The sequence below is a fragment of the uncultured Alsobacter sp. genome (assembly GCF_945952055.1).
In the GTDB taxonomy this organism is placed as follows: domain Bacteria; phylum Pseudomonadota; class Alphaproteobacteria; order Rhizobiales; family Beijerinckiaceae; genus Alsobacter.
Genome location: NZ_CAMFHB010000033.1, coordinates 1 through 25,998, shown reverse-complemented (window position 1 = coordinate 25,998; position 25,998 = coordinate 1). Strand labels below are relative to the sequence as shown.

Annotated in this window: 23 protein-coding genes; 6 read left to right on the top strand and 17 right to left on the bottom strand. The window is 69.4% G+C overall.

The features are described from left to right. Window positions 1-97: 97 nt before the first annotated feature. The gene (locus Q0Q47_RS21235; protein WP_293864390.1) at window positions 98-1,369 is read left to right on the top strand and encodes a pilus assembly protein TadG-related protein; all 1,272 of its coding nucleotides are present in this window, start codon (window positions 98-100) and stop codon (window positions 1,367-1,369) included. A gap of 92 nt (window positions 1,370-1,461) precedes the next feature. On the opposite strand, the gene Q0Q47_RS21230 is transcribed toward Q0Q47_RS21235, so the two are convergent. The 4 genes from Q0Q47_RS21230 to Q0Q47_RS21215 all read right to left on the bottom strand — a co-directional run bounded on the left by Q0Q47_RS21230 (window position 1,462) and on the right by Q0Q47_RS21215 (window position 5,193). Continuing rightward, a complete protein-coding gene (locus Q0Q47_RS21230) occupies window positions 1,462-2,046 on the bottom strand; it encodes a hypothetical protein (RefSeq protein ID WP_293864387.1) in 585 nt (194 codons plus the stop codon). Window positions 2,047-2,228: 182 nt separating this feature from the next. Next, window positions 2,229-3,821, bottom strand: a complete 1,593-nt coding sequence (locus Q0Q47_RS21225) for a hypothetical protein (protein ID WP_293864384.1) — start codon at window positions 3,819-3,821, stop codon at window positions 2,229-2,231. Beyond that, window positions 3,818-4,630: an ABC transporter ATP-binding protein gene (locus tag Q0Q47_RS21220; protein WP_293864381.1), complete on the bottom strand. Its 813-nt coding sequence runs from the start codon at window positions 4,628-4,630 to the stop codon at window positions 3,818-3,820. The genes Q0Q47_RS21225 and Q0Q47_RS21220 overlap by 4 nt, the downstream gene beginning before the upstream one ends. Window positions 4,631-4,797: 167 nt before the next feature. Then, window positions 4,798-5,193, bottom strand: coding sequence for a DUF1801 domain-containing protein (locus tag Q0Q47_RS21215; protein WP_293864378.1), 396 nt, complete (start codon window positions 5,191-5,193; stop codon window positions 4,798-4,800). Between the two features lie 159 nt (window positions 5,194-5,352). Between Q0Q47_RS21215 and Q0Q47_RS21210 the strand changes: the two genes are divergently transcribed. Further along, the gene (locus Q0Q47_RS21210) at window positions 5,353-6,237 is read left to right on the top strand and encodes an NAD(P)-binding domain-containing protein (RefSeq protein WP_293864375.1); all 885 of its coding nucleotides are present in this window, start codon (window positions 5,353-5,355) and stop codon (window positions 6,235-6,237) included. A 10-nt stretch (window positions 6,238-6,247) separates the two neighbouring features. Here Q0Q47_RS21210 and Q0Q47_RS21205 read toward each other — a convergent pair whose 3' ends face one another. From Q0Q47_RS21205 to Q0Q47_RS21165, 9 genes are all read right to left on the bottom strand, one after another. Further along, a complete protein-coding gene (locus Q0Q47_RS21205) occupies window positions 6,248-8,209 on the bottom strand; it encodes a GAF domain-containing protein (RefSeq protein WP_293864372.1) in 1,962 nt (653 codons plus the stop codon). Window positions 8,210-8,285: 76 nt separating this feature from the next. Continuing rightward, entirely contained in the window at window positions 8,286-9,860 is a 1,575-nt protein-coding gene (locus Q0Q47_RS21200) for a long-chain-fatty-acid--CoA ligase (RefSeq protein ID WP_293864369.1), read from the bottom strand. A gap of 700 nt (window positions 9,861-10,560) precedes the next feature. Next, window positions 10,561-12,039 carry an NAD(P)/FAD-dependent oxidoreductase gene (locus tag Q0Q47_RS21195; protein WP_293864366.1) on the bottom strand — a complete coding sequence of 493 codons (1,479 nt, stop codon included), beginning with the start codon at window positions 12,037-12,039 and terminating at the stop codon, window positions 10,561-10,563. Between the two features lie 107 nt (window positions 12,040-12,146). Then, entirely contained in the window at window positions 12,147-13,124 is a 978-nt protein-coding gene (locus Q0Q47_RS21190) for a LysR family transcriptional regulator (RefSeq protein ID WP_293864363.1), read from the bottom strand. A 32-nt stretch (window positions 13,125-13,156) separates the two neighbouring features. After that, window positions 13,157-14,191 carry an LLM class flavin-dependent oxidoreductase gene (locus Q0Q47_RS21185; protein WP_293864360.1) on the bottom strand — a complete coding sequence of 345 codons (1,035 nt, stop codon included), beginning with the start codon at window positions 14,189-14,191 and terminating at the stop codon, window positions 13,157-13,159. Between the two features lie 24 nt (window positions 14,192-14,215). Next, window positions 14,216-15,058, bottom strand: coding sequence for an ABC transporter permease (locus Q0Q47_RS21180; RefSeq protein WP_293864357.1), 843 nt, complete (start codon window positions 15,056-15,058; stop codon window positions 14,216-14,218). Further along, window positions 15,055-15,885: an ABC transporter permease gene (locus Q0Q47_RS21175; protein ID WP_293864354.1), complete on the bottom strand. Its 831-nt coding sequence runs from the start codon at window positions 15,883-15,885 to the stop codon at window positions 15,055-15,057. The genes Q0Q47_RS21180 and Q0Q47_RS21175 overlap by 4 nt, the downstream gene beginning before the upstream one ends. A gap of 48 nt (window positions 15,886-15,933) precedes the next feature. After that, window positions 15,934-16,935, bottom strand: a complete 1,002-nt coding sequence (locus Q0Q47_RS21170) for an ABC transporter substrate-binding protein (protein ID WP_293864351.1) — start codon at window positions 16,933-16,935, stop codon at window positions 15,934-15,936. 56 nt (window positions 16,936-16,991) lie between these two features. Continuing rightward, the gene (locus Q0Q47_RS21165; protein WP_293864348.1) at window positions 16,992-17,858 is read right to left on the bottom strand and encodes an ABC transporter ATP-binding protein; all 867 of its coding nucleotides are present in this window, start codon (window positions 17,856-17,858) and stop codon (window positions 16,992-16,994) included. Between the two features lie 448 nt (window positions 17,859-18,306). Here Q0Q47_RS21165 and Q0Q47_RS21160 point away from each other — a divergent pair, with 448 nt between their 5' ends. From Q0Q47_RS21160 to Q0Q47_RS21150, 3 genes are read left to right on the top strand one after another with little or no spacing between them, the layout of a single operon-like run. Beyond that, on the top strand, window positions 18,307-19,353 hold the full coding sequence (locus tag Q0Q47_RS21160) for a questin oxidase family protein (RefSeq protein ID WP_293864345.1): 1,047 nt from the start codon (window positions 18,307-18,309) through the stop codon (window positions 19,351-19,353). Next, window positions 19,350-20,918: an amidohydrolase family protein gene (locus Q0Q47_RS21155; protein ID WP_293864342.1), complete on the top strand. Its 1,569-nt coding sequence runs from the start codon at window positions 19,350-19,352 to the stop codon at window positions 20,916-20,918. Before Q0Q47_RS21160 ends, Q0Q47_RS21155 begins: the two co-directional genes overlap by 4 nt. A gap of 16 nt (window positions 20,919-20,934) precedes the next feature. Next, a complete protein-coding gene (locus Q0Q47_RS21150; protein ID WP_293864339.1) occupies window positions 20,935-22,278 on the top strand; it encodes an 8-oxoguanine deaminase in 1,344 nt (447 codons plus the stop codon). A 160-nt stretch (window positions 22,279-22,438) separates the two neighbouring features. Here the strand turns inward: Q0Q47_RS21150 and Q0Q47_RS21145 are convergent, their stop codons facing one another. The 3 genes from Q0Q47_RS21145 to Q0Q47_RS21135 all read right to left on the bottom strand — a co-directional run bounded on the left by Q0Q47_RS21145 (window position 22,439) and on the right by Q0Q47_RS21135 (window position 23,773). Then, a complete protein-coding gene (locus Q0Q47_RS21145) occupies window positions 22,439-22,777 on the bottom strand; it encodes a hypothetical protein (protein ID WP_293864336.1) in 339 nt (112 codons plus the stop codon). Further along, window positions 22,774-23,025 (bottom strand): DUF2249 domain-containing protein, encoded by a 252-nt coding sequence (locus Q0Q47_RS21140; protein WP_293864333.1) that lies wholly within the window; start codon window positions 23,023-23,025, stop codon window positions 22,774-22,776. The genes Q0Q47_RS21145 and Q0Q47_RS21140 overlap by 4 nt, the downstream gene beginning before the upstream one ends. Window positions 23,026-23,194: 169 nt before the next feature. Beyond that, window positions 23,195-23,773, bottom strand: coding sequence for a MarR family transcriptional regulator (locus tag Q0Q47_RS21135; RefSeq protein ID WP_293864330.1), 579 nt, complete (start codon window positions 23,771-23,773; stop codon window positions 23,195-23,197). A gap of 150 nt (window positions 23,774-23,923) precedes the next feature. Between Q0Q47_RS21135 and Q0Q47_RS21130 the strand changes: the two genes are divergently transcribed. Further along, on the top strand, window positions 23,924-24,355 hold the full coding sequence (locus Q0Q47_RS21130) for an Ohr family peroxiredoxin (RefSeq protein WP_293864327.1): 432 nt from the start codon (window positions 23,924-23,926) through the stop codon (window positions 24,353-24,355). Window positions 24,356-24,703: 348 nt separating this feature from the next. Here Q0Q47_RS21130 and Q0Q47_RS21125 read toward each other — a convergent pair whose 3' ends face one another. Beyond that, a complete protein-coding gene (locus tag Q0Q47_RS21125; protein WP_293864324.1) occupies window positions 24,704-25,798 on the bottom strand; it encodes a Xaa-Pro peptidase family protein in 1,095 nt (364 codons plus the stop codon). Between the last annotated feature and the right edge of the window lie 200 nt (window positions 25,799-25,998).

The following is a 25,998-nucleotide window of genomic DNA, read 5'->3' as shown; positions in this document are numbered from 1 at the left end:
CCACGGCATCGATAAAATTCGAGCGACTGCGGATAGCTGGCCTTTGGAGTTGGCCAATACAAAAAGACGCAACTTAGAATTGAATTTGTGAGCCGCCATGAGTGCTGTCGCGGTTTTTCGGTCTTGCCTTCGCTTCCTGCGGCATGCCGGCGGGGCTTTGTCTCCCGCCTTCGCCGTGATGCTGGTCCCGACCGTCCTGGTGATCGGCATCGGCGTCGACTACAACACCACCTTGCGCATCCGGACCAAGCTGCAGACGGCCGCGGACATGGCCGTACTCGCCGCCGCCAAGCTCGAGGATACCGACGCGTCGCGTGAAGCCACGGCGAAGCGCTACTTCGAGTCGCAACTGCCGCATGATGTGCTCGCCATGGTGAAGACGATCGACTTCAAGCTGGCCAAGGACCTGAAGACGATCACGGGCAGCGTGCAGGCCAGCGTGCCGACGAGCCTGACGCACATCATCGGCCAGACCGCCATGGCCACCAACGTCACCTCGACGGCCGCCATCGCCAAGCCGTCGGTGCGCCAGCTGGACATCGTGATGTGCGTGGACGCCACCGGCTCCATGACCGCGACGCTGAACGCCGTGAAGGCGAACGTGCTGAACTTCGAGTCGAACCTGAACGCCGAACTGACGAAGCGCGGCACGGACAAGTTCGACCTCATCCGCGCGCGGGTCATCTACTACAGGGACTACGGTGGCATCAAGCTGAACGGCAACAACACCTACGTCTATGTCTGGAACAGCGGGACCTACGTCAACAAGTACATCAAGGCGTCGGATCCCGACTACTGGACCTACGTGGGCGACATACCGCCCATGAAGGCCTCGGGCTTCTTCGAGCTGCCGGCCAAGCGCACCGACATGCAGACCTTCGTCAATCCCGAGGTGGCCTGGGGTGGTGGCGACCTGCCGGAGGCCGGGCTCGAATGCGTCAACGAGGCCATGGACAGCCCCTGGGCCAAGGTCGGCGACGTTCCCCCCGCGCTCGGGAAGGCCATCGAGGCCATCTACCCCGTCATCGTCGTCTGGACCGACGCCGCGGCCCACAAGCCCAACTACTCGGTCAGCGTGAAGAACCCGAATTACCCGTCGGCGCAGAAGTTTCCGCGCAGCTACCCGGGCCTGCTCAGCAAGTGGAACGACCCCGCGGTCGTCAACCAGCTCAACATGCTGCTGATTTTCTTCGGCAACCCGGATCTCAACAGCAACGACGACGACGGCAAGGCCGATGGCTGGCAGACGGTGAAGACCTGGCCGCGCTTCACGGTGGGCGGGACACTGACCGAGGGCAACCAGAACATGGTCTCGAAGATCGCCGACGCCATCGCGAAAGTCGTGAAGTCGCCGACGCTCACCAACTGAGAGTGCGTGAATCGGTCGGGCGATCGATCCAGCGGCTCAGTCGTCGCGTTCGCGACCGACGCCCGGCCGGGGCGCGGCCGTTCGGACCGGGTTCACTGGCCGCACGCGGCCAGAACAGGCTCGACCGCCTCCGCGAAGCCGGCAAGCCCGAAGCGAGCCTTTGCGGCGCGGTCGCCCTCGACCGTCAAGGTGAGTTCGCTTTCCCGCTTCATCTTTTCGATGACCGGCATGGCCGCGGCCGTCTTCCACCAGCCCGTCGCGCGCCCGTTTCCTGAAACGCCGGCCGGCGCCGGGTCGGTGGCCTCCTCGCCGATCCTGTAGGCGAGGCGGACGGACAGGTTGGAACGCGAGGTCAGGCTGGTCGGAAACGCCACCACGAGGCTGACCGTGCTCTGCCAGCACTGCACGAAGAGCTGCGCCGAACGCGGCGCATCCGGGGCGTTGGTGACGTGCATGTCCTCGGTCGTGAGCGAGAGCATCGTGGCCGTCTCGCCCGTGGCCGGCGACGTCTTGCGTTCGAGCATCCACCCACCGGCCAACGCGGAGGAGGGAAACAGCAGGCTGGCAACGACGCAACGAAAAATCGAATTCACAAGACACCTATCGAGCCGTGCAAAAAACGGGGGACAAAATTCGCGCCCGGCGAGCAATTTGCTTCGCATAGTGGAGATGGTCATTGATATCAAGCAGCAAAAATGAATTCAGCTGCAGTAACACACCTATGTGACGAGTAGTGTCTACTTTAAATCGCAAATAATTCGTTGGAATACCAAGAGTTGCAGAGTCGTCACGCCGACAGCCTACGGCCATCGCTCGCGGACCGGGTGCCGCCACGAGCGCCGTAGGCTCGTCGCGCGGCTCAGGCCGGCTTGGACGACGAGGGTGCCGGCGCCGTTGCCTTCGGTCCGCGCAGCAGGGACACCGCGCCGGCCAGCAGGGCGAAAGTGCTCGCCGCGATGCCCGCCGCGGCCAGCAACTGCCCCTGGACGGCGCACCAGGCGACGGCCGCCCAGCCGAGCGTCACGGCCAGCTCCGCCACGGCGAAGCCGGCGGAGTTGCGGAAGCGGTCGCCGAAGTCGCGCCTGGCGTTGCGCCGCGGCTCGGCCATGGCCAGCAGGGTGGCGCTGCCCGTGGCCGCGACGCAACCCAGCGCCGTGGCCGCCGCGACGGCCGGGTCCTGGACGGCCAGCAGCAGGAGAGGCAGTCCGAACAGAGCCGCCATCGCGATCAGCGCGGCCTCGACCTTGGCGCGGGCCACGCGGGCCGCCGCCACCGGCGCCGTCGCGATGAGCTCCGGCGCTTCCTCCGCGGCCAGCGTCAGCCAGGCCAGCCCGCCCGCGAGCTTGCCGGCGAACACCACGAGCATCGGCGCGGTGAGCGCCAGCACGAGGTTGCCGCTGCTGTCGAGGCCCGCCAGGGCCAGGCAGGTCGGCACGAGCGCGATGGACCTTTGCAGCACGGGCATCAGCACCCACGGGTCGCGGGTGAGCAGGCGCAGTTCCTTGTGCCGCAGCGTCGCGGCGATCCCGCGTCCGAAGACGGGGCCCCGGGCCTTCCCGGACCGCCGCCCCTGCGCCGGTAAAGTTTCGGCGGCACCGCCGGCCAGGGCCCGTGCCCTCTGGAACGCGGGTCCCAGGGCCGCCACGGAGAGCAGGAACAGGGCGACGCTTCCGACGCCCAGCCACGACAGCGCGAGGAGGTCCCCCGTGAGCGTGCGCCCGAGATCCGCCGCGATATGGCCCAGCGTCGGCAGCACGCCCTCGGTCTGGCCGGACAGCCCGGACAGGATCGCGACCTTGTCTTCGGTGGGCAGGCGATTGAAGCCCTGCACGGCCATGCCGAGGCCCGTACCGATCAGCACCGCGAGCACCTGGCCGAGGCTCCGCGTCAGGCGCGGGCCCACGAGGCGGACGAGCAGCAGCGCCAGGGCCATGCCGCCGGCGGTCGCGCTGAGCGACAGGGCGGCCAGCACGGGATAGAGGGCGAGCCAGGTCGGCGTGCCCTGCACGAGACCCATGTGGGCCAGCGGCAGGATGAAGATCGCGAAGGGCCCGCCGGTGATCACGGCGACGGCCAGGGCCCGTGTCGCGAAGATCCTGTCCGGCGGGATCGGGGCCGTGTGGATCAGGTCGATCGCACCGGCCTCGAAGAAGGCCCGCGTGGCCGCGGTCAGGGCCTGGGCCAGCAGCAGCGACCACAGCATCACGAGCGCGCCGCCCAGGAGCGGCAGGACCAGAGCGTCGTCGATGCGCTCCGGCACCCGGTTCAGCATCCGCACCGCGCCGAAGGCGACGAGGTGCAGAACGAGCGCCACGGCGACCAGCACCATGGGCAAGGCGCGCCCCCAGCGCCGCCGGGCATCCGACACCCGCCGCCGCCACAGCCGCAGTTCATGGCCCAGCAGCAGCCGGATCGACCCGGCCACCGGCACCCGTCCGAGCGAGGCGCTCATGCCGCGTCGGCCCGGGCCGCCGGGCTTTCCGTCCGGGAGCCTGAAACGAGGTCGAGGAACACGTCCTCCAGCGTCTCCGGGCGCCCGGCGCCCGGGCCGGGCACCCCCAGTCGGTGCTGGGCGGCGGCCTCGCGCAATTCCTGCAGGCTGCCTTCGGCGATGAGACGCCCGGCCTGGATGATCCCGATGCGGGTTGCCAGCCGCTCGGCCACCTCCAGGATGTGCGTCGTCAGGATGATGGTCGCTCCCGCCGCCGCGCGTGCCGTCAGGATGTCCTTCACCTGCCTCGCCACGGCCGTGTCCAGGCCGGTGAGCGGTTCGTCCAGGATCAGCAGCGACGGGTTGTGGATCAGCGCCCCCGCGAGCGCCACCTTCTGGCGCATGCCGCGGGAAAAGCCCTCGCAGCGGCTGTCGCGCGCATGCCAGAGGTCGAGGCCGCGCAACAGCACGTCCGCCTCCCGCGCCGCCTCGCCCGCCGGAACGCCCCACAGGCCGGCCACGAACTCCAGGTACTCCAGCGGCGTCAGCTTGTCGTAGATCATCGGCTCGTCGGGCAGCCACGCGGTCACTTGCCGCGCCGCGAGCGGGTCGGCCAGGGCATCGATCCCGTAGACCTCGATGCTGCCGGCATCGGGCACCAGGAGCCCGGCCACCATGCGCAGCGATGTGGTCTTCCCTGCCCCGTTGGGCCCCAGCAGGGCATAGAACTCACCCGCGGCGATGGTCAGCTCCAATCCGTCGACGGCCGGCCTGTCGAAGCGCTTGTGCAGGTTTCGGATGCGCAGCGCGGGCGGGGAGGGAAGGGTCATGATGCCTGTCTCGTCGCGAGCCCTTTCGGGCCGAGCGCCGATCCTCGCATCCAAATGGTCGAAAAAGGCTGAAGCCGGAGCCACGAGATGACACCGGCCGTCGCAGCCCGACGCCTGGGCCGGGCGACGTCCCGGCGAACGCGGCCCCCGACCGTTTTCGGCAGGCTTCAGCGCTTGCGGCCGGTATTGTGGGCCACCGCCGCCTTGATGAGCGCCTTGAAGGCCTCGGCCTCGACCATGCCGCCTTCGCGAATGTCGATGGCGCGCCGCGTTCCACCGCCGAAACCGGCGTTGAACAGGCCCGCGGGGTCGGGGAGTGCCGCCCCATGCGCGAAGGTCAGCTTCACATACGCCTTGTAGACCTCGCCGGTGCACAGGATCCCGTCGTGCTCCCAGGTCGGCACGCCCCCCGGGTTGGTGGGCTTCTGCCACTTGATCGTCTCCACCACCTGGGGATCGGCCTCCCGGATGAGGCCGCGAAGCCGGGCCAGCGTGGCGCCGCGCCAGCCGCCGATGTCCGCGATGCGTGCGTCGACGCGCGAGGAGGACTCGGTGTCGGTCATGCTCGATTCTCCAAGGATCGGTGGGACGGCGGGGCGGGGCGCCCGGGCCGGCCTGCATCGCAGACCAGCCTTCCGCGCCGTCGTCGTGCCCGTCAAGCCATGTATGGTGCCTTCGTTCCTCGGACGATCCACGTCGCCCGTCGCCCCAAGGAGAAGTGTGTGACCATTTCCAACGCCTCGCCCATCGGCTTCGTCGGCACGGGAAGCATGGGAGGCGCCGTGGCGATGCGCTGGCTCGCCGGCGGTCAACGTCTGTGCATCCTGGCCGGCCCGCGGCGCAGCAACACCGACGCCCTGGTCCAGGCCGGCGCGCGGGAGGCCGGCAGCGCGGAGGAGGTCGGCGCCTGCGACCTCGTCGTCACGTGTCTTCCGTCCTCGGAGGTCGTCGAACGCGTCTCCCGGGACGTCATCCTGCCGGCGGTCCGCCCGGGCAGCATCCATCTCGACCTGACGACGGGAGATCCGCGCGTGGGCATGGACCTCGCGCGGGCCTACGAGGCGCGGGGCGCGCACTATGTCGACGGTGCCATCCTGGGCGCTCCGGAGCAGGCCGTGGCCGGCGAACTGACCATCATGCTGGGCGCCGCATCCGAACTCGCCGAGCGTCTTCGGACGCCTCTCGCCGCGGTCGCACGCCGGGTGCTGCCGATGGGGCCGACAGGGGCGGCGCACAGGGCGCGGCTGATCATGGGCTTCATCGGCATGGCGACGGCGGCGGCCAGCGCGGAAGCCCTCGTCGCGGCGACGCATGCCGGCATCGCCCTCCCGACCTTCGCCGAACTCCTCGGCGAGACGGGCATGACCAGCAGCACGTTCCAGGCCATGGCGGCCGCCGCCATCGACGGCGACGAGGCCCGCCGCAAGCTCAGCCTCGGCAACGCCGCCGAGAACACCCGTTGCCTCGCCGCGCTGATGGAGGATCTCGGCGTCGCCGCTCCCGTCGCCCGAGCGACCGCACAGACGTTCCGGGAGGCGGTGGCGCAGGGTCATGCCGACGCGTTCGTCCCCGCGCTGACCCGCCTCAAGCGCGGCACGCCAGCATAGGTCGCCGCGGTCAGGCCGCTGCCGACCCGTCGCGCGGGAGGACGATCCGGAACTCCGTGAAGCGACCGGGTTCGGACGTGACGTCGATTCTGCCGCCGTGCTGCGTCACGACGATGTCGTGGCTCAGGGACAGGCCGAGGCCGGTGCCTTCCCCCGGCGGCTTGGTGGTGAAGAACGGCGTGAACAGCTTCTGCACCACGGCCTCCGGCATGCCCGTGCCGTTGTCGTGGATCCGGATCTCGACCGCGTCCGCCGTGCCCGTGGTCGTCACCGTCAGGCAGGGCTCATAGCCGGGCTCGCCGCCCTCGGCGCGCTGGCGGACGGCATAGAAGCCGTTGCTGAACAGATTCAGCAGCACGCGGGCCAGCTCCTGCGGCCTGACGTCGGCCTCGCCGGCCTCCGGCCCGAAGTGGCGGCGCAGCGCCACGCTGAACCCCTGATGCTCGGCGCGGGCCCCGTGATAGGCCAGGCCGAGGCTCTCGTCGACGAGGGCATTCACCGCGATGCGCCGAAGCTCCCCCGACCCGCCGCGCGAGTGTTGCAGCATGGTGCGCACGATGGAGTCCGCGCGCCGTCCATGGCTGGCCACCTTCTCCAGGTTGCCCTTCAACAGCCCGGCGATCTCGTCGATCTCGGTGCGAACCGCCGGGCGGAGCCCGGCGGGGCGCAGCACGTCGATCAGTTCGTCCACGAGATCGGCGGACAGCGCCGCGAAATTGTTGACGAAGTTCAGCGGATTCTTGATCTCGTGGGCGATGCCCGCGGTGAGCTGGCCGAGCGACGCGAGCTTCTCGGTCTGCACCAGCCGATCCTGCGCCAGCCGCAGGTCGTCGATGGATCGCTCCAGCTCCACGGTCCGCGTCTGAACCTGCTGGAACAGGCTGGCATTGCGCACGGCGATCACGGCCTGGTCGGCAAAGCTGCGGACCAGGCCGATGTCCCTGTCGGTGAACCCGATCGCTTCTTCCCGGGGAATGGCCATGCAGCCGATGCCCCGCCCGTCCTGGACCAACGGCACATACAGCATCGATCCGAACCGCGCCTTGGTCAGGACGGTGCGGTCCTGCCATCGTGGGTCCTTCTGGACGTCGACGATCTGCATCGCTTCGCAGGCACGGACCGCGTCGGGGATCGGCCGGTTGTCATCGAGGCGGTAGCGAGTGGCCCGCAGATGAGCCCGCAAGTCCTCGGGCACTTTCGAGTGAAAGGCCGAGGCCACCAGCTCGTCCCCGGCGACGAGGTAGATCGTGCCGCGCGCGCCGCCGCACAGGCGGACCGCGGTGTCGATGATCGTCGTGAGGACGCCGTCGAGGTCGAGGATCGACTGGCTGACCACCTTCAGCACGTCGGCGGTCGCCGTCTGCTGATCGAGCGCCGCCTTCAGGTCTCTCGTGCGGGCCTGGACCTCGCCGAACAGACGCGCATTCTCGACCGCGACCACCGCCTGGCTGGCGAAGCGGCGAAGCAGCCCGACCTGCCGGTCGGAAAAGAGGCCGGGCATCGGACGCGTCAGGCCGAGGACGCCGACGACCGTCCCGTCCCGCAACAGGGGAGCCGACAGGCTGCCCCGGTAGTCGCCCACGCGGTGCGCACCGTAGCCGCTGAACCGCGGATCGTTGGGCAGGTCCGCGATGTTCAGCACCTCTCCGAGGGCGGCGGTCCGGCCAGTCGCAGTGCTGGAGCCGGAATCCGGCAGGATCGGATTGGCGCTCGCGAGGTCGACCCACTCCTCCGGGTAGCCCACGTGGGCCTCGAGGTGCAAAAGGTCCCCGCGCCTGATCCAGATGACGCCCCGTTCGCCGCCGCACAGGTTGATCGCGGACCGGATGAGCTGGACCAGCACCGCGCCGAGGTCCATGTCCGATCGCCCGATCGCCGCGAGGATCTCGGCGGTCGCGGCTTGCTCGGCGCGTGCCTCGGCGAGCTCGGCGGAAAGGGCGGCGGTGTCGGCTCGTTCGTCGGCGGAAGACACGGATGCAGTCCTGCGGCCAACTGGCCGGCCCAAAAACGCGTATCGCGCTCACCTTACTCCACGGTGGCGCGAACGCCTATTGCCGCGCAATCGCCGCGCCGCGCCCGCGCAGGATGTACTTCTGGATCTTGCCGGTGGCCGTCTTCGGCAGATCCTCGACGAAGGTGAACCACTGTGGGGTCTTGAAGTGGGCCATGTTGTCCCGCGCGAACTGCTTCAACTCCGCCTCCGTCGTGGAGGCGCCCGGCAGCAGCACCACGAAGGCGTGCGGCGCCTCGCCCCATTTCGGGTGCGGCATGCCCACCACCGATACCTCCTGGATGGCGGGATGGCGCAGCAGCACGCCTTCCACCTCCACGGACGAAATGTTCTCGCCGCCGCTGATGATCACGTCCTTGAAGCGGTCGCGGATCTCGACGAAGCCGTCCGGATGGACGACGGCGGCGTCGCCGGTGTGGAACCACCCGTCCACGATGGCGCGGGCGGTGGCCTCCGGGTCGTTGAAGTAGCCCTTCATCACCACGTTGCCGCGGACGACGATCTCGCCCAGCGTCGCGCCGTCATGGGGCACGTCCTGGTCCCCGTCCGCGACAACGCGGATCTCGCCGGAGCTGACGAGCTCGACGCCCTGCCGCGCCTTCACCGTGCTCAGGTCGGCCCGCTCCAGGCCGGCGTGCTCCGGCCTTTGCTCGCACACGAGGATCAGGGGCGAGGTCTCGGTGAGCCCGTAGACGTGCGTGACCTGCCAGCCGAGACCGGTCTCGATGCGCTCGATGGTGACGGCGGCGGGCGGTGCACCGGCGGTCAGCAGGCGCACCACCTGTCCCTTGGCGAGTGCGCGGGTCTCCTCCGGGGCGTTGGCGATGGCGATGAGCACGGTGGGCGCGGCGCACAGCGTGGTCACCTTCTCGCTCCCGATCAGCTGGAAGATCGCCGTTGGCTCGACCTTGCGCAGGCAGACATGGGTCGCGCCGCGTGCCGTCACGTTCCACACGAAGGTCCACCCATTGGCGTGGAACATCGGCAGGGTCCAGAGATAGGCATCGGCCGGCGACATCGGGAAATGCACCAGCGTGCCCAGGACGTTCAGATAGGCGTTGCGGTGCGTGATCATCACGCCCTTGGGCTTGGCCGTCGTGCCGCTGGTGTAGTTGATCGACAGGAGGTCGTCCTCGTCGATCGCGACCGGAGCGGGTGTGGCATCGGCGCCGGCGAGCAAGGCCTCGTAGTCGAGCCATCCGTCACGCGCCCCCTCCAGGGCCACGAAGCGCTCCACCTTCGGCATCCGGTCGCGGATCGCGTCCACCGCGTCGAGATAGTCGGAATGCACGCACAGGATCCGGGCGCCGCTGTGGTTGACGATGTAGGCGAAGTCGTCCGCGGTGAGCCGGAAGTTGATCGGCACCACCACGGCTCCCGTCATGGGCACCGCGTAGAAGGATTCGAGCTGGGCGTGGGTGTTGGGCGCGATGTAGGCGACCCGGTCGCCGTGCCGGATCCCCAGGCCCTGCAGGGCGGCTGCCCAGCGGTCGCACCGGTCCAGGAAGGCGCGGTAGGTGAGGCGCAGGTCGCCATCCACGACGGCGAGCCGTTCCGGGTAGAGGCGCCGCGCCCGGCGGGCGAATTCGAGGGGGCTGAGTGCGACCTTCACCGGCGGCGTCCTTTCTCGGGGCAGGGGGATGGTGTCGCCGACCGGGCGGCGGCCCGCGCATCCCTCGTCCCGGTGGCCACGAACGGGTGGCCACGACGCCATGCCCGCAGCACGGCCCGGTGGGCCGTGCTGGCGGTGCGGCGTCTCTCGGAAAGGCTGGTCATGGCGCGGTCGGCGGATGGATACAGGCCGCCAATCTGGCCGCCGGCCGGCCGGGCTGTCTAGTTGGCAGTCGTCAACCTGAGAGCTGGTGGAGCAATCCCCAGCGCAGCTTTGCACCTGAAGACTCCCCGGCGCGACCATCCCTCCGCCGTCCTGCCCGGCCTCGGCCCTTCGACATGCACACAAGTGATTGTCGATGGCTGAGCGCGTTTTCCCTCCCCTGCAGGGGAGGGTGGATCGCGCGAAGCGCGAGACGGGTGGGGGCGGTGCCGCAGGACTTGGCGCGACGACAGGGCCGGCCCCGGCATATCCGCTCTTTCTTTGCCGCTGTCCCCACCCGTCAGCCGCTTTGCGGCTGCCACCCTCCCCTGCAGGGGAGGGAGAGCGCCCTTCCTTCGGGCTCGAGTGAGATGTGTGAATCCCGAAGGGACGAGCCCGGCCAGGGCGCGGAGAGGGAGGCGCACGCTGGACGGGCGATGGGTGCGCAAGCTCTGAACGTCGCCATGGCCTCCCACTCGGCGCACTTCCAATCGGTGAGCTACTCAGCCGCGACCTGGGCGTGCGGGTCGGCGAGGCCGAACATGGCGCGCGCATGCTCCGGCACCGCGATGCCCGGCGTGCGGTAGTTTTGGAAGTGGTCGATGAGGCGGTCCTCCTGCTCCAGGAAGAGCCGGCCGGTGATGCCGTTCACCAGCCGGGGCACGCCGTACTTGTGGCAGCTGATGGAGACGGCCGACATGCCGCCCATGCTCAGCGTCGCCAGGGCGTTGAAGGCGTAGACGCGATCGATGCCGGGCGCGCTGCCGGCCTCGCGCTCCTGGAACCGGTACTCGCGGTCGAGATAGGGGAAATTCAGCTTGGCCTGGGGCGGATCGGCCTCGGGCGGCGTGAAGCGGTGGCGCCAGAGCAGCGCCTTCTGCGCCAGCCGCGCCAGTTCCGGGCGGCTCGCCATGTCGACCGTGACGCCCGTCGCCGAGATCACGTGGTCGAAGTGGAACACGCCTTTCGGCGTCTCGACGCGCACCTTGTCGCCCTCCATGGCGACGCGGGTCCAGGGCGAGCCGACATGGGCGCGGTAGTTGGCAAAGGCCAGAGCGCGGAAGAAGTGGTGCTCCGCCGGCGACTGGCTGAGACCCACCATGAAGCGCGAAAGCTCCCATTTGGTGACGTCGCTCAGCTCGCAGCCGTGGAAGAGCTGGCCCGCCGTCTCCACCTCGCGGGCCGCATCGATCATCGGAAGTTGCGGGCGGCGCATGAACATGTCGACGGATTTCGCGCCGGCATCGAGTGCCGTCACGGTGGCGTCGAAGGCCGAGGCCCCCGCGCCCAGCACGCCGACGGCGAGACCGGCGAAGCGGGCGGGATCGTAGGGATCGCACGAGTGATTGTAGCGCTCCGGGGGCAGGGCCGCCGCGATGAAGGGCGCCACGTTCCAGGCTCCCCCTCCCTCCATGCCGGTCGCCAGCACCACCTGCCGCGCCAGGATGGTGCGGCCGTCATCGGTCGTCAGGCGTACGACATCCGCATCGAAATCGATGTCGGAGACCCCGACCTCGTTCTCGATCTCGAGATCGGCGATCTCGCGATACCAGCGCAGGTAGTGCATCCAGTCGGTCCGCGGCACGCGCTCGATGCGGTCCCAGGCGACGGCGCCGTGCTTGGCCTTGAAGAAGCTCTCGATGGACAGGCTCGGATAGCCGAGATCGGCGCCGGTGATGTCCTTGGGGGAGCGGATCTCGTAGTTGCGGGCATAGGTTTCCCACACGCCTTCGAAACCCTTCGGATTGCGGTCGAGCAGCAGCACGTTCGTGACGCCGCGCCGCTTGAGCGCGTGCGCCGCCACGAGACCGTTCTGTCCCGCGCCGATGATGACCACGTCGCGCACGGGTTGCCCGTCGACGGTCTTGGGCAGGACCCATGGCTTGGTCGCGAAGGACAGCATCGCCATCTCGGCCCGGGCCTGGTCGGCGAGGGCGGCGAGGCGTTGGGCGACTGAGGGCATCACGAGGGCGTTCAAGGCGATCTCCGGGGCAAGAACTGGTGATCCGAGCCTGATGCTCGCGGATCCGAGCGGCGGGCGGGTAGCGGCGAGATGGCACCGGCGCGTTGCCTGTGAGGCAACGCTCAGCCGGCCTGCGCCCTTGTTGGGGCGGCGGTCGGGTCATGGCCGCTCGCGCCCACGACACGGTCGCGGAACACGGGCAGGGTCTCGCGGATGAGTTCCAGCAGCACGGCTCCCGCGTTCGGCAGATTGCGGCCGGGCTGCGTGTAGACGCACAGGTGCGGCGACTTGGCGCGCTTGTCCTCCAGCGGCGTGAAGGCGATGCGGCCGAGCTCGATGTCCTGGAGGATCCCGACCGCGGTCCGGAAGCCCGTCCCGAGCCCGTTCTGCACCAGCGCCGTGATCAGGTCCGGTGCGTTCGTCTCCACCACGCCCTGCTGGGTCAGGCCGCTCGCCAGCCGGTTCGACAGGCCCACGCCGCCCCCGGTCCCCTCCTTGGCCTGCACGAGCTGCTCCTCGAACAGGTCGCGCATCGACACCACCGGCTTTTCCGACAGCGCGCTGCCCGGCGGCGAGATGACGCCGAGCGGGATCTCCTCGGACGCCGTGATGAACACGTCCGAGCGCGTCGGCGGCGACATGGCGAGGCCGATGTCGGTCAGCCCCTGGGCCACCTGCTCCAGCACCTCGAGGGCGGAGCAGACCTCCACGTAATAGGTGACGCGGGGATAGCGCTCGTGGAAGCGCGCCAGCAGAGGCGCCACGAAGTCGCGGCCTATCCCGTCCTCGCAGGAGATCCGGATGTGGCCGCGGCGCAGGCCGCGCAGGTCGTCGATGGTGGCGATGGTGCGCTCGAGGTCGTGCTCGAGGCGCAGCGTGTAGTGGTAGAGGACCTCGCCGGCGGCCGTCAGCCGCACGCCGTCCGCATTGCGGTGGAACAGCTTGCACTGCAGCTGGTCCTCCAGCTTCAGGATCTGGCGGTTCACCGCCGAGGGAGCCACGTTCATGAGCTCGGCCGCCGCCCGCATCGAGCGCGTCCGCACCGTCTCGGCGAAGTAGCGCAACGCCACCAGGTGGACGTGGACGAAGCTGTTGGGCATGGCGTGACGGCCTGGGCCGGCAGGGGGAGGCGTCAGGCGGCCGGCCGTTCCGCAAGAGCGCCGGGCAGCGGCCGGTAGACGAGGCGGGGTACCACCTCCTCGCGCATCAGCCGCATCCCGACATGCACGTCTTCAAGATCCATGCCGGCGATGCGCATCATCACGTCGAGCCGGTCCACGCCGGTCTCGGCCAGGTAGTCGTTCAAGGCCGCGGTGACCTCGTCGGGGGAGCCGGCGACGACGTTGATCCAGCGCAGCCGCTCCTCTTCGCTCGACGGTGTCTCCGACACGATGCCTTTGGCCAGGGCCTCGCGGAAATAGGGCCCCTTGCTCATCTGGCCCCAGTAGATGTCCGCCGCCCGGCGGCTCTTGGCCAGCGCCTCCTCGTGCGTGGGCGCGATGAACACCAGGCGCACGCCCCTGGCCTGGCCCAGGCCGCCGGCCGCCCTGTAGCGCTGCACGTAGCCTGCCTGAACGCTGGGCAGTTCGGCCTGGCCCATGACGAAATTCAGGCCGCGCGCCGCGATGTGCTCGATCGTGGCGTCGTCGCGGCAGGCGACGAAGAGGCGCGAGACGATGTCGACCGGCGATGTGGGGACGATGGGCGGCAAGCCGGTGGCCGGGCTGTCCGTCAGCGCGTTCAGGAGATCGTCGAGCAGGCCGCGGAAGTGTGCCGCCTTGGCCGCGCCCTGCAGGGCGCCGGGCTGGTTCGAACCGAGCCCCACCCCGAAATCCACCCGGCCTCCCGACAGGACCGCCAGGGTGTTCATCTCCTCCGCCGTCCGCATCGCGGAGGTGGTCGCCAGCACGCGCACGCCCGTCCCGAGCCGGATCCGCCGCGTCTGCGCGGCGGCGTAGGCGAGCACCATCTCGGTCGCCGCGAGGCGACCCCAGAACACGGCGCCCTCGCGCCGGTGGTGATGCTCACCGATCCAGGCCGTGTCGAAGCCCAGCTCGTCGGCGAGGCGGATGGTCGAGAGCACCTGCTCGTAGAGGTCGGCGTCGCTGACCTCGCTGGCGGCCCAGCCCTGGTCCATCAGCCCCATCGGTGGTGGTTTGGTGGGCATGGTGTCCTCTCCAGGTCCAGGGGATCAGGTGGAAGCCGTGCGGCGCCACGGCATGGCGAGGCGCTCGGCGACGACGACGGCGCCGAAGACGCACAGGCTCATGGCCGTGCAGGTCAGGGCCGTCGCCCAGACCTCGGGGATCTGGTAGCGGGCCCCGTAGAGCGTGATGAGGAAGCCCAGCCCTTCCGACGAGGCGAGCCATTCCGCCACGATCGAGGACACCACGCAGGTGCAGGCGGTGAGCTTGAGGGCGTTGAACAGGAACGGCACGGATGCGGGCAGGCGCACCATGAACAACACCTGCCGGGGCGACGCGGAGAGCGTGTAGAGCAGCTCCTTCACGTCGGTGTCGGCGCTGCGCAGGCCGCGATAGGCGTTCACCAGCATGGGGAAGAAGGTCAGGAACACGGCGATGAAGATCTTCGGCGCCATCCCGTTTCCGAGCCACAGGATGAGCACGGGTATGATGGCCACGATCGGCACCGCCTCGGCGGCGATGGCGAGCGGATAGATGGTGCGGCGCGTGAGGTCGGAATGCACGAAGGCGATGGCGATCAGCAGGCCGAGCGTGTTGCCGATGGCAAAGCCGGCCAGCGCCTCGCCCAGCGTCACCAGCATGTTGGCGAGGATCTCGCCCCCCGAGGTGGAGAAGGCCGAAACGATGGCCGCGGGCGAAGCCAGGATGAGGGCGTCGATCTTGCCGGTCGCGGTGACGTACTGCCACAGGGCGAGGCCTGCGACGAGCAGCAGGGCGGGCAGCACGACCTTGCGGGCGCGCTCCCACCGGGTGGGCCCCTCGTCGGCCACGGGCGCGGGAGTCGCCGCTGCGGTGGCGGGGATGAGCACCGATGCGTCCACGGCGCTCATGCGTCCATCTCCGCGGCCGTCGCGGTGAAGCGTCCGCACAGGTGCTCGGCGACGTGCACGAGGCCCAGCAGCGAGAGGGTGAGGCCGGCCGAGGTGAAGATCGCGGCCCACAGGCTGGCGAGCTTGAAGTACTGCGAGGAGACTACCACGAGGTAGCCCAGGCCCACATTGGCCCCGATCCATTCCGTCACGAGCGCCGAGATGAAGCAGGACGACGCGCTGATCTTCAGCGCCGCGAAGAAATAGGGCACCGCGGTGGGGAAGGAGACCAGGAAGAGGCGCTGTCGGCGGCTGGCGGAGAACGTGTGCAGCAGCTCGTCGAGGTCGGCATCGACGGCGGCGAGCCCTCTCATCATGTTCAGGAAGGTCGGGAAGTACACCGTGAAGGACACGATGGCGATGATCGGAGGATAGCCACGCCCGAGCAGGACGACGACGACCGGCGCGAACACGATGATCGGGATGGCACGGCTCACCAGCGCGTAGGGATAGAACATGTCCCGCAGCGCCGGCACCGACGAGAGCACGGCGGCCGCCACGACGGCGGTCGCGTTGCCGATGACGAAGCCCGACAGGGCCTCGGTCAGCGTCGCGGTGCCGTGGCGCACCAGCACCTCGGTGTTGTTCACGAATTCCAGGGCGACCGCCTGGGGCGCCGGCAGGAAGTAGAAGGGGATCAGGCCGGTGGCCGAACCCACCGCCCACAGCAGCACCAGGCCGAGGAGGCAGGCGGCGGGCGGCAGCACGGCGCCGAGGAGCGCGCCGATCCGTGAAGGCTCGTCCGGGCCGGCGGCGGCCATCGCAGGGACCAGGGGGATGTCTGTCATGGATCGCCCTCCGTGGGCGGCTCGCGCGAGCCGCCCGTCGCGCAGGCTTCAGATCTTCGGCACGCCGGCCATTTCCAGGATCTCGGTCGTGGTGATGGCGGCGGGATCGATCTTCTTCGATGCGGTCTTGGCCTCCAGCGCGTTCGCGGTGGTCTCCTCCCAGGTCTTGGGGTCGACCCAGAGGATGCCCTTCTCGGCGGTGAGCGGCGACTTCATGTAGTTGGCCTGCTGCACGGCCTGGAACGTCTGCTGGTCGATGTTGAGGCCGTCGTTGAACTTGCCGTCGACGATGAACTTCGCGGCGGCCGCCGGGTCCTTGAAATACTCGGTCCAGGCCTTGGCCTCCGCCTTCATGTAGGCGGCCAGGATCTTCTTGTTCTCGGGCTTCTCCAGGAAGTCGTTGCGCACGATCCACGAGCCGGACTGCGAGTTCATGCCGAAGGAGCCGAGCGGCAGGACGTTCACCGGCACGCCCGCCTGCTCAATGAGCCGCGGCTCGTTGAAGGCGAAGGTCGTGATCATGCACTCGACCGTGCCGGCGATGATGTTGGAGATGTCGCTGTTGCCGATGGGCGTGACCTTCACGTCGGCGATGTTCACGCCGTTCTTGCCCAGGAACGCGGTGGCGAAGACCTGCGCGGCCTGCTTCACGCCGAGCTTGCGGCCCACCACCTGCTTCGGCGAGGTGATGCCGCTGTCCTTGCGGCAGGTCATGGCCGTCGGCGCCGTCTGGAACTGGCCGGCGATGACCTTCAGGGGCGCGCCCTTGTCGACCGCCGCGACGACGGACTCGGCCGCCGTCATGCCGAGCTGCGCAATGCCCGAGGACACCATCTGCACCTGGTCGATGCCGTTGCCGCCGGGGATGAGCTTCACGTCGAGGCCGGCTTCCTTGAAGTAGCCCTTCTCGCGGGCGTAGAGCGCACCGAAATTCTCGACGTTGGGGATGTAGGACAGCACCACCGTCAACGACTGCGCGCTCGCGGGCAGGGCGGCGCCCAGCGTCAGGGCTGCAGCGCCGGCAAGTCCGCCGAGAAGGGTCTTGGTCATGGGTCAGGTCTCCGGGAGATCGTGGGGAAGGCGGGGCTGCGCGAGGCGAAGGCGGATCAGTGCAGTGGCGCGCCCCCGTGCAGGGCATGGCGCAGTTCGGCCTCGCAGGCCGTGAAGCGCGGGTCGTCGCGCATCGCCGCCGTGCGGTCGTGGCCGAAGCCGATGCGCACCAGGTGCGAGATGCGGCCCGGGCGTGGCGTCATCACCGCGACCTGGTCGGACAGGATGATCGCCTCGCTGATCGAGTGCGTGACCAGGAGCATGGTCGCGCCGGTCTCGCGCAGGATCCTCAGCAGCTCGAAGTTCAGCTTCTCGCGCGTGATCTCGTCGAGGGCGCCGAAAGGCTCGTCCATGAGCAGGAACTGCGGGCGCAGCGTCAGCGCCCGGGCGATCGCCGCGCGCTGCCGCATGCCGCCGGAGAGCTCGTGCGGATAGGCGTTCTCGAACCCGGCGAGGCCGACGAGCTCGATCATCTGCATCGCGGTGTTGCGGCGCTCCACGGGTTGCGCGCCGGCCACTTCCAGGCCGAGCTCCACGTTGCCGAGGATCTTGCGCCACGGCAGCATCGTCGACTGCTGCGACACCAGGGCGAAGGTGCGGTTGGCGCGGGCCTGCGCCGGGGAGAGCCCGTGCAAGGTGGCGACGCCGGCCGTGGGCTTCACGATGTCGGCGAAGATGCGCAGCAGCGTGGACTTGCCGCATCCCGACGCGCCGATCAGGGACGCCCAGGTGCCGCGCGGAATGTCGAGGCTGCACTCGGCGAGCGCCACCGTCTCGTGCTGGCCCCGCCTGTAGGTCATGCCCACGGCCTCGGCCCTCAGGCCGATCGGACCCGGGTCGCTCGCGGCCATCGTCGTGGTCATCATCGGGCCTGTGTCGCGCACGGGGGCGGAGACCGGGAAACGGGGAAAGCGAAAGGACATGGCCCACCTTCGCGCGGCCCGCATGCTCGCGCGACGGACCGGCGCCATCACTTCAGGACAGTGTGCGATCGGGCGGTCTTGGGCTCACGCTCACGGCTGTTCGCCGCCCTCGACATGAACGCTAGGTCAGCCGCGAACGAGCCGACAAGTGAAGTTTTCAGGTCGAGGCGTTGCGCGTTCGGCAACGCTGCGCGAGTTGCCCAGTGTTTGGCGCGCCACTGCCGAAAGCACCGGCACGATGCCGCGCCGGCGATCACCTCGGGGATGAGCCTTTTTGGATTGTCCGTGCTGCCCGATCGGCAACGCCGGCCGCTTCGCACGGCCAAGCGTCTCGCGCGGCTCCGGTTTTCCGATCGGCATCGATCCTGCACGGCCTCCGCAGCGAGCTTCACGGGGTGCCGTCCGGCACCCTATCGTTCCGGACGGACGGCAATCGCGGGAGTCAGGCATGACCGAAGGCACTCGGACGACGGCGGGGCTCGACACGCTCATGGCGGAAATGCCCGCCTGGGGGTCGGAGTTCACCGGCACCTTTTCCAACCACGCGCCGATGGTGATCACCGCGCTCGACCGGATCGGCGGCGATCCCGAACGGCTGCGGGACTTCTTCGTCCACTACCGCGACACCAAGAACCTCCTGCCCTTCGGCCATCCCACCGAGGCGCTCGATGCGCGGACCTGGCAGACGGCCCTGGGCCTGCGCGAGCGCGAGCCGGACCTGCGGGCCTTCTTCGCGCAGGAGGTCGCTGGCCTCGGCATCGACGGCGCCGTTCGCCGCTACGTGCCGCACCTCGCGCCGGGGGTGCCGGCCAGCGCCTTCCACGGGCTGATGCGGCTCGCCTACGGCCTTCTGCGCCGCGACGCCGACGACGTCGCCGTCGCGCTCGGCTACTGGGCCGCGACCTACTTCACGCTCCCCGCACCCACCGGCGCCGCGCCGATCACGCAGGATCCCGCCGAGGTCCTCGCCCGCACGGCCGCCATCGAGCCGCTGCATCGCCTGAAGCTCCACGACCTCCTGTGGCAGAACATGCGTGACTGCGGGCAGACGCCGGAGTTTCGACCCGTCGTCGACTGGCTCGCCATCGGTCCCGACACCATGCGCCGGATGGCTGGCACCGCGATCGTGCTCTTCGCGGCGACGCAGCACTTCGCGGCCCTGCACGTCGTCACCGGACTGCACTGGATCCGTCTCGTCGCGCCCTTCGTCGACCAGGACACGGTCGACACGCTGCTGCGGCGCTTCTGGCAGGGCGTGGCCGGCCTCGTGCCCGAAATCGGCTTTCCGGTGTTTCCCGACGCCGCGACCGTCGCGCGCTGGCGCGCCATCCCGGCCCCGGACTGGCCCGCGCTGCAGGCCGCGGCGGCCCGGAGCTACGACGAGCACGACATCTCGATCGCCTATTCCGGGCACGAGGAGGACAAGGTCTACGGCGATCCGCTCTACCGCGTGGCGGTGGCGCGGCGCCTCGGCCTGATCGGAGACTACGCGTGAGCACGCCAGCGCCCCTGCCCGTGGGAGACTGCATCATCGAGGCCGGCACGGTGCTCGTCGGCGTCGGGCCCGACGGACGGATGGAGACGCGCCACGACGTCGGAATCCGCGTCCAGCAGGGCAAGATCGTCCAGGTCGGCGCGATGCCGGCCGTCGCCTACGGCAACGATCATCTCCCCCGCCATGGCTCGCGCGGCATGATCGCCATGCCGGGGCTCGTCAACGGCCACCATCACTTCGGCCTGACGCCGCTGATGATGGGCGTGCCCTTCGCGCCGCTCGAACTCTGGCTGCCGCGCTTCCGCGCCATGCGTGGCGTCGGCACCCGGCTCGACACCCTCTACTCCGCCATCGAGATGCTGGAGAGCGGCACCACCACGGTGCACAACATCAACAGCGGGCTCGCAGGCACTCCGGATCAGTGGATGGCGATGGCCGACGAGACGCTCACGGCCTATGGCGACATCGGAATGCGGGCCGGCTTCTGCTTCATGATCCGCGACCGCAACGTCCTCTCCTACGAGGACGACGCGCAAACGCTGGCGGCGCTGCCGGAACCGGCTCGGGGCTGGCTCGCCGCCAAGCTGAAGGGGACCATGCTTCCCATCGCGTCCATGATGGACTTCTTCCGGGCGCTCTGCGACCGGTGGCAGGTGGCCCGGCCAGGGCACGTGCGCATCAACCTCGCGCCGGCGAACCTGCACTGGTGCAGCGACGAGGCCCTGCAGACGATCGTCGAGACGGCACGCAGCCGGAAGGCGAACGTGCACATGCATCTCATCGAGACCGAGCGGCAGGCCCTCTTCGCCGAGCGTCGCTTCGGCCGCAGCGCCATCGCCCATCTCGACGCGCTCGGCTGCCTGGGGCCGGAGATGACCTTCGGGCACGGCAACTGGGCGACGCGCGAGGACCTCGACAGGCTCGCTGCCTGCGGCTGCTCGATCTGCCACAACCCGTCCTCGGGGCTGCGGCTCGCCAGCGGCATCGCGCCGATCAACGAGATGCGCCGGCGCAAGATTCCCGTCGCGCTGGGGATCGACCAGTCGAACCTCGCCGACGACCGCGACATGACGCTGGAGATGAAGCTCGCCTGGGCCCTGCACCGCGAGACCGGGCTGTGGACCGATCGCCCCGACGCGGCCGCGATCCTGCAGATGGCGACCGAGCATGGCGCGCGCACCGTCGGCTTCGGCGGCTTCACCGGGCGCCTGGAGCCCGGATGCCAGGCCGACATCGTGCTCATGGACCGCGACAAGGTCGGCCGTCCCTGGCTCTCGCCGCGCACGCCGCCCGAGGAGGCGGTCCTTCATCGCGGAGGACGTCACGCCATCGACCAGGTCTTCGTCGGCGGTCGGCTCGTCGTCGACGGCGGCAAGGTCATCACCATCGACCGTGACGCCGTGCTCGCGGAGATCAAGGCCCGCCTGTCGCAGCCGCCGTCGGCCGCCGAGACGGAGGCCGAGGCGATGGTGGACCTCATGATGCCCGCGCTGGAGGCCTTCCACCGCGAGCGCACGGTGGAGGCCGGCGTGAAGAGCTACCGCTACAACCGGATGGCGGATTGAAGCGGGAGAAAAGCCGATGCGTGAGTGGATCAAGGCCCCCCTGGCGATCCTGGCGGAGAACGCCGCCGGCGGCCTCGTCGTCGAGGATGGCCGGATCGCCGAACTCCTGCTTGCCGGCGCCGCCCCGCCGTCCCCGGTCGATGCCGTGTTCGACGCGTCACGGCATGTCGTCATCCCGGGCCTCGTCAACACGCACCACCACATGTTCCAGACACTGACCCGCGCCCACCCGGCCGGGATCAACAAGGAGCTCTTCCCCTGGATCGACGCGATGCTGCCCCTGTGGTCGCGGCACGTGAACGCCGACAATTTCCGCCTCGCCACCCGGCTCGCGCTGACCGAGCTCCTGATGTCGGGCTGCACCTGCGTCTCCGACCACCACTACCTGTTTCCGCCGGGGCTCGACGACGCGATGGACATCCAGGCCGAGGAGGCGGCGGCGCTCGGCATGCGCGTCACGCTCACGCGCGGCTCCCTCAACCTGACGATCGAGGAAGGCGGGCTCGCGCCGGAGCGCGGCACGCAGGATGCCGACACGATCCTGGCCGATTGCGAGCGCATCATCGGGCGCTATCACGACACGTCCGACGGCGCGATGACCCGGGTGGCGCTGGCCCCGTCCGCGCCCTTCGTCGTGTCGAAGCGTCTCATGATGGAGACGGTCGGTCTGGCCCTGCGCCACGGCTGCCAGTTGCACACGCACCTCGCCGAGACGCGCGACGAGATCGACTACTGCCGGGAGCGCTTCCAGTGTCGGCCCGTCGACTATCTGGAGGACGTGGGCTGGATGAACGACCGCGTTTGGCTTGCCCACGGCGTCCATTTCAACGACGACGAGATCACGCGCCTCGGCCGGGCCGGCGTGGGGGTTTGCCACTGCCCCACCTCGAACATGGTGCTTGCGTCGGGCCAGTGCCGCACCCGCGACCTGGAGGCCGCCGGGTCTCCCGTCGGGCTCGGCGTGGATGGCTCGGCCTCCAACGACAGCTCGAACCTGATGGAGGGCGTTCGCCACGCCCTCATGCTGAACCGACTGCGCTACGGTTCGGCCGCCGTGACCCATCTCGACGCCCTGCGCTGGGCCACGGAAGGCTCCGCCCGCTGCCTGGGCCGCGACGACATCGGCACGATCGCCGTCGGAAGACAGGCCGACCTCGCCCTCTACACGCTCGACGAGCTGCGCTTCTCCGGTGCCGGCGACCCGCTGGCGGCCCTCGTGCTCTGCGGCGCCCACGCGGCGGATCGCGTGATGGTCAAGGGCTCGTGGCGCGTCGTGGACGGACGTCCGCTGGGCGTCGACCTGCAGCGCCTGCGCCGCGAGCACGGCGAGGCGGCGAAGGTTTTTCTGGAGAAAGTGTGATCGGCGCGACCTTCGGGGTCTACGCGGAGCACCTCAGGATCGGGACGCCATAGCGGCCGGCAAACGCGTTGTCCGAAACGAAGGTCAGTCCTTCGGACAGGGCCTGTGCCACGAGCAGATGGTCGAAGGGGTCGCGAGCATGCCTAGGCGACCGGAACCGTCAGCGCCTGCCGAGGCCGCGAAGCGCCGCTGCGCCGTCCCGCGCCGCGTTTGCGACATCCTCGAACAGATGGGCCAGCTCGTCGAAGACGCTCGCGTCCGGCTCGTCGGTCGCGACCTCGTCGAGATCCGCCAGCAGGGCGACGAGGCCGGCGATCAGATCGCGCTGGTGGCGCGCCTCGGACAGGTCGCGGCGAGCCTGGCGCCGCGCCTCGAGGGTCGCGAAGCGGGCGAGGGCGTCGTCGAGACGGGCCCGACACGTGCAGTCGAGGTCGACGGTCCGCAGCACGGCCTCGACGCGGCCCAGCACCGTGGCGGTCGCGACGGGCCGTTCGTTCATCCCGGCCTCCGCGAGATCCGCACACGCCACACCTTGGGGCCCTGTTCCTCGTAGTCCCAGTCGAAGCGGTCCGCGAAATACTCGCTGAACTGATAGTGCAGCGGCACCGGATCGTGGTCGTTGACCAGCATGAACGCCTCGCCCGGCTGCAGCATGTCGAAGGTGCCGAACACGATGGGGTGGCGCATCCGCGGCGCGATCTGGCGCACGTCGATGATGGTTTCAGTCACCTGGCCGCAAGCACACATGAGGGATCTCCGGTTGGCGCGCGCTGCCTCGGGACGGGCAGCAAGGCCCTCAGTGTGCCGGGCGGAACCTCCGCGGTCTTTGTGCGGGAACAACCTCGCGGTCCGTCGGCCGGCCGCCGTCCCGACCGGGTGCGCCGCGTCCGGCGCGAGACGGAAACGGCCCGGGAGCCTACGCCTCGATCGCGCGCTCGAGGCTCTCCCGCAGGGAGCGCACGTCGCGCGTCAGCCGGGCGATCTCGGCGCGCGGCAGATCGACCGCATCCGCGATGCACCGGACCACGTCTGCGGCCTCGCCGCGCAGGGCCTCTCCCTTGTGCGTCAGGGCGACCATCACGCGCCGTTCGTCCTCGACCGAGCGCCGGCGCGTGATGAAGCCAAGCGCCTCGAGCCGCTTGAGGAGCGGGGTGAGCGTGTTGGTGTCGAGGCCGAGCCGCTCGCCGATGCGACCCACGGTCACGTCGTCCTGCGCCCACAGGCACATCATCACGAGATATTGCGGATAGGTGAGACCCAGCCGCTGCAACGGTTCGCGATAGACGCGGTTGAAGGCGAAGCCCGTCGAATAGATCGCGAAGCACAGCAGATCGTCGAGATCGGGCGGCGAGGCCCTCGCGGCGGGCTTCGCCCTCGCAGGGGACTTGGCCCGTGCAGGGGACTTGGCCTGTGCAGGGGACTTGGCCTGTGCAGGAGACTTGGCCTGCGCAGCGGGCTTGGTCTTCACCGGGGACTTGGCGTTGCGGGTGCTCATGGAGGGAAAATAGATCGTGCGCGATCCTATCGCAAGCGTTGACATCCGCCGGGTCGCGGCGCTAGAAACATCGCCATTGGATCGCACGCGATATAACGGCGAGCGATACAAATGAATTTCCGCAACCGGACAATCCAAGAGGAGCCCCCGATGCCGGTCGATGCCAAGTACACCACCTCTGCAACCGCAAGCGGCGGCGGCCGCGACGGCCGTACGGCGCTCGCCGACGGGACGATGACCCTCGATCTCGTCGTGCCCAAGGAACTCGGCGGCCCCGGCGGCAATGGCGCCAACCCCGAGAAGCTCTTTGCGCTCGGCTACTCCGCCTGCTTCCTCGGCGCCATGCGCGTGGCCTCGGCCCAGACCAAGATCAAGCTGCCGGAAGGCTCGACCGTGTCGGCCACCATCGGCATCGGTCCGCGCTCGGAAGGTGGCTTCGGCATCACCGCCGCGCTCGACGTCTACCTGCCCGGCCTGCCCGAGGCCGAGGCGCGCACGCTGGTCGACACGACCCACACCATCTGCCCGTACTCGAACGCCATCAAGGCGAGCGTGGACGTGAAGACCACGACGCGCGGCTGAGGCACGTGCGCGCACGCTGACGCTGCGTCCTTCGACACGCCGCCTGCGGCGGTTGCTCAGAGCTTGTGAATCTTTCTCTTAACTGCCCCCAAGCCCCTCATCCTGAGCCACGGCCCGCAGGGCCGTGAGTCGAAGGACGCACAAAAATGCCGCTGCGGGCATGCTGCGTCCTTCTACTCGGCCGCTTTGCGGCCGGCTCAGGATGAGGGAGATGGGGGCGGGGATAGATTCACATCCTCTCAGGATGAGGAGCTTGGTGGGTGTTGATGACCTCCCACGTCCTCATCCTGAGCAGGCCGCGGAGCGGCCGTGTCGAAGGACGCAGAACCTTTCCGCGCGGGGTCGATCTCACCCCGCGATGTATGGCTTCCGCGTGAGCCCCGACAGCACCTCCGCGCCGCCGGCGCGCAGGATCACGATCTCCTCCAGCCGGACGCCGAACTCGCCCGGCAGGTAGATCCCCGGCTCGATCGAGAAGACGTGCCCTTCCTGCAGGATCGTGTCCGCCGTCGCGGTGATGTAGGGCGGCTCGTGGATGTCGATGCCGAGCCCATGGCCGGTGCGGTGCACGAAGCGCGGGCCGTAGCCGGCCTTGGTGATCACGTTGCGCGCCGCCTCGTCGACACTGCGCGCCGTGACGCCCGGCTTGGCCGCCGCGAGGCCCGCCTGCACGGCCTCCTCGACGACCCCGACGATCGCCATGAAGCGCGGATCGGGATGGCCGCAATAGGCGACGCGGGTCATGTCGCTCGGATAGCCGTCCATGCGCCCGCCGATGTCGATGAGCACGGGCTCGCCGGCTTTCAGCACGCGACCGCCGGTGTGGTGGTGCGGGAAGGCGCCGTTCTCCCCGAAACAGACGCTGCGGAACTGCGTGGTGGCGCCGTGGGCCTCGTAGAAGCCCTCGACCAGGCGCGCGATCTCGAGCTCCGTCACGCCGGGCTTCAGGGCGGCGTAGGCCGCCTCCATGGCGCGGTCGTTGAGGAGCGCGTTCGCCTTGAGGATCCCGTATTCCGTCTCGTCCTTCACCGCCCGCAGCGCGCCCACCGTGTCGTCGGTGAAGCGCCGCGTCGCGCCGGGCAGCGCATCGAGCAGGAGGAGCGCGAAGTCGGCCCGCATGGTCTCGTCGACCACGACCGACGGCGCGGCCTTGCCGGCGAGCACGGCCGCCAGCGCCTGCCGGAGCGCGTCGTGCGGGCCTTCGGCATCCGCCCAGGGGAAGAACGGCAGGTCGGTCTTGGCGCGCACGCTGTCGACATTCAGTGCCGGCATCAGGAAGCAGGCCTGGTCGCGGCCGAACAGCAGCATCACCGGCCGCTCGTCGCCGTGCGGCGACACGCCGGTCAGGTACGCCATGTGCGACGTCGGCCCGAGCGCCACGAGATCGGTGCCCGTCTCGGACATGAGGGCACGCAGGCGGGCGAAGCGGTCAGCGGTGGACATGGCGATTTCCTGTTGGTGTGCGGAGGGGTGTTTCGCTTCCGGCGGGCCGGCGATCAGCGCTGTTGCAATCGTGTCCAGTTCACATCCCCCCAGCCGTCATCCCCGGGCTTGGCCCGGGGATCCACGACTTTGCCGGGGCCCTCCCAAGTCGTGGGTGGCCGGGCCAAGTGTTTAGACCGGGGAGATGGTGGACACCTGTT

Excerpts from the sequence above, each read along its gene's own strand:
- Q0Q47_RS21235 (WP_293864390.1), top strand. The coding sequence starts at position 98 with ATGAGTGCTGTCGCGGTTTTTCGGTCTTGCCTTCGCTTCCTGCGGCAT.
- Q0Q47_RS21230 (WP_293864387.1), bottom strand. The coding sequence starts at position 2,046 with ATGACCATCTCCACTATGCGAAGCAAATTGCTCGCCGGGCGCGAATTT.
- Q0Q47_RS21225 (WP_293864384.1), bottom strand. The coding sequence starts at position 3,821 with ATGAGCGCCTCGCTCGGACGGGTGCCGGTGGCCGGGTCGATCCGGCTG.
- Q0Q47_RS21220 (WP_293864381.1), bottom strand. The coding sequence starts at position 4,630 with ATGACCCTTCCCTCCCCGCCCGCGCTGCGCATCCGAAACCTGCACAAG.
- Q0Q47_RS21215 (WP_293864378.1), bottom strand. The coding sequence starts at position 5,193 with ATGACCGACACCGAGTCCTCCTCGCGCGTCGACGCACGCATCGCGGAC.
- Q0Q47_RS21190 (WP_293864363.1), bottom strand. The coding sequence starts at position 13,124 with ATGCCCAACAGCTTCGTCCACGTCCACCTGGTGGCGTTGCGCTACTTC.
- Q0Q47_RS21185 (WP_293864360.1), bottom strand. The coding sequence starts at position 14,191 with ATGCCCACCAAACCACCACCGATGGGGCTGATGGACCAGGGCTGGGCC.
- Q0Q47_RS21180 (WP_293864357.1), bottom strand. The coding sequence starts at position 15,058 with ATGAGCGCCGTGGACGCATCGGTGCTCATCCCCGCCACCGCAGCGGCG.
- Q0Q47_RS21175 (WP_293864354.1), bottom strand. The coding sequence starts at position 15,885 with ATGACAGACATCCCCCTGGTCCCTGCGATGGCCGCCGCCGGCCCGGAC.
- Q0Q47_RS21170 (WP_293864351.1), bottom strand. The coding sequence starts at position 16,935 with ATGACCAAGACCCTTCTCGGCGGACTTGCCGGCGCTGCAGCCCTGACG.
- Q0Q47_RS21165 (WP_293864348.1), bottom strand. The coding sequence starts at position 17,858 with ATGTCCTTTCGCTTTCCCCGTTTCCCGGTCTCCGCCCCCGTGCGCGAC.
- Q0Q47_RS21160 (WP_293864345.1), top strand. The coding sequence starts at position 18,307 with ATGACCGAAGGCACTCGGACGACGGCGGGGCTCGACACGCTCATGGCG.
- Q0Q47_RS21150 (WP_293864339.1), top strand. The coding sequence starts at position 20,935 with ATGCGTGAGTGGATCAAGGCCCCCCTGGCGATCCTGGCGGAGAACGCC.
- Q0Q47_RS21145 (WP_293864336.1), bottom strand. The coding sequence starts at position 22,777 with ATGAACGAACGGCCCGTCGCGACCGCCACGGTGCTGGGCCGCGTCGAG.
- Q0Q47_RS21140 (WP_293864333.1), bottom strand. The coding sequence starts at position 23,025 with ATGTGTGCTTGCGGCCAGGTGACTGAAACCATCATCGACGTGCGCCAG.
- Q0Q47_RS21135 (WP_293864330.1), bottom strand. The coding sequence starts at position 23,773 with ATGAGCACCCGCAACGCCAAGTCCCCGGTGAAGACCAAGCCCGCTGCG.
- Q0Q47_RS21130 (WP_293864327.1), top strand. The coding sequence starts at position 23,924 with ATGCCGGTCGATGCCAAGTACACCACCTCTGCAACCGCAAGCGGCGGC.
- Q0Q47_RS21125 (WP_293864324.1), bottom strand. The coding sequence starts at position 25,798 with ATGTCCACCGCTGACCGCTTCGCCCGCCTGCGTGCCCTCATGTCCGAG.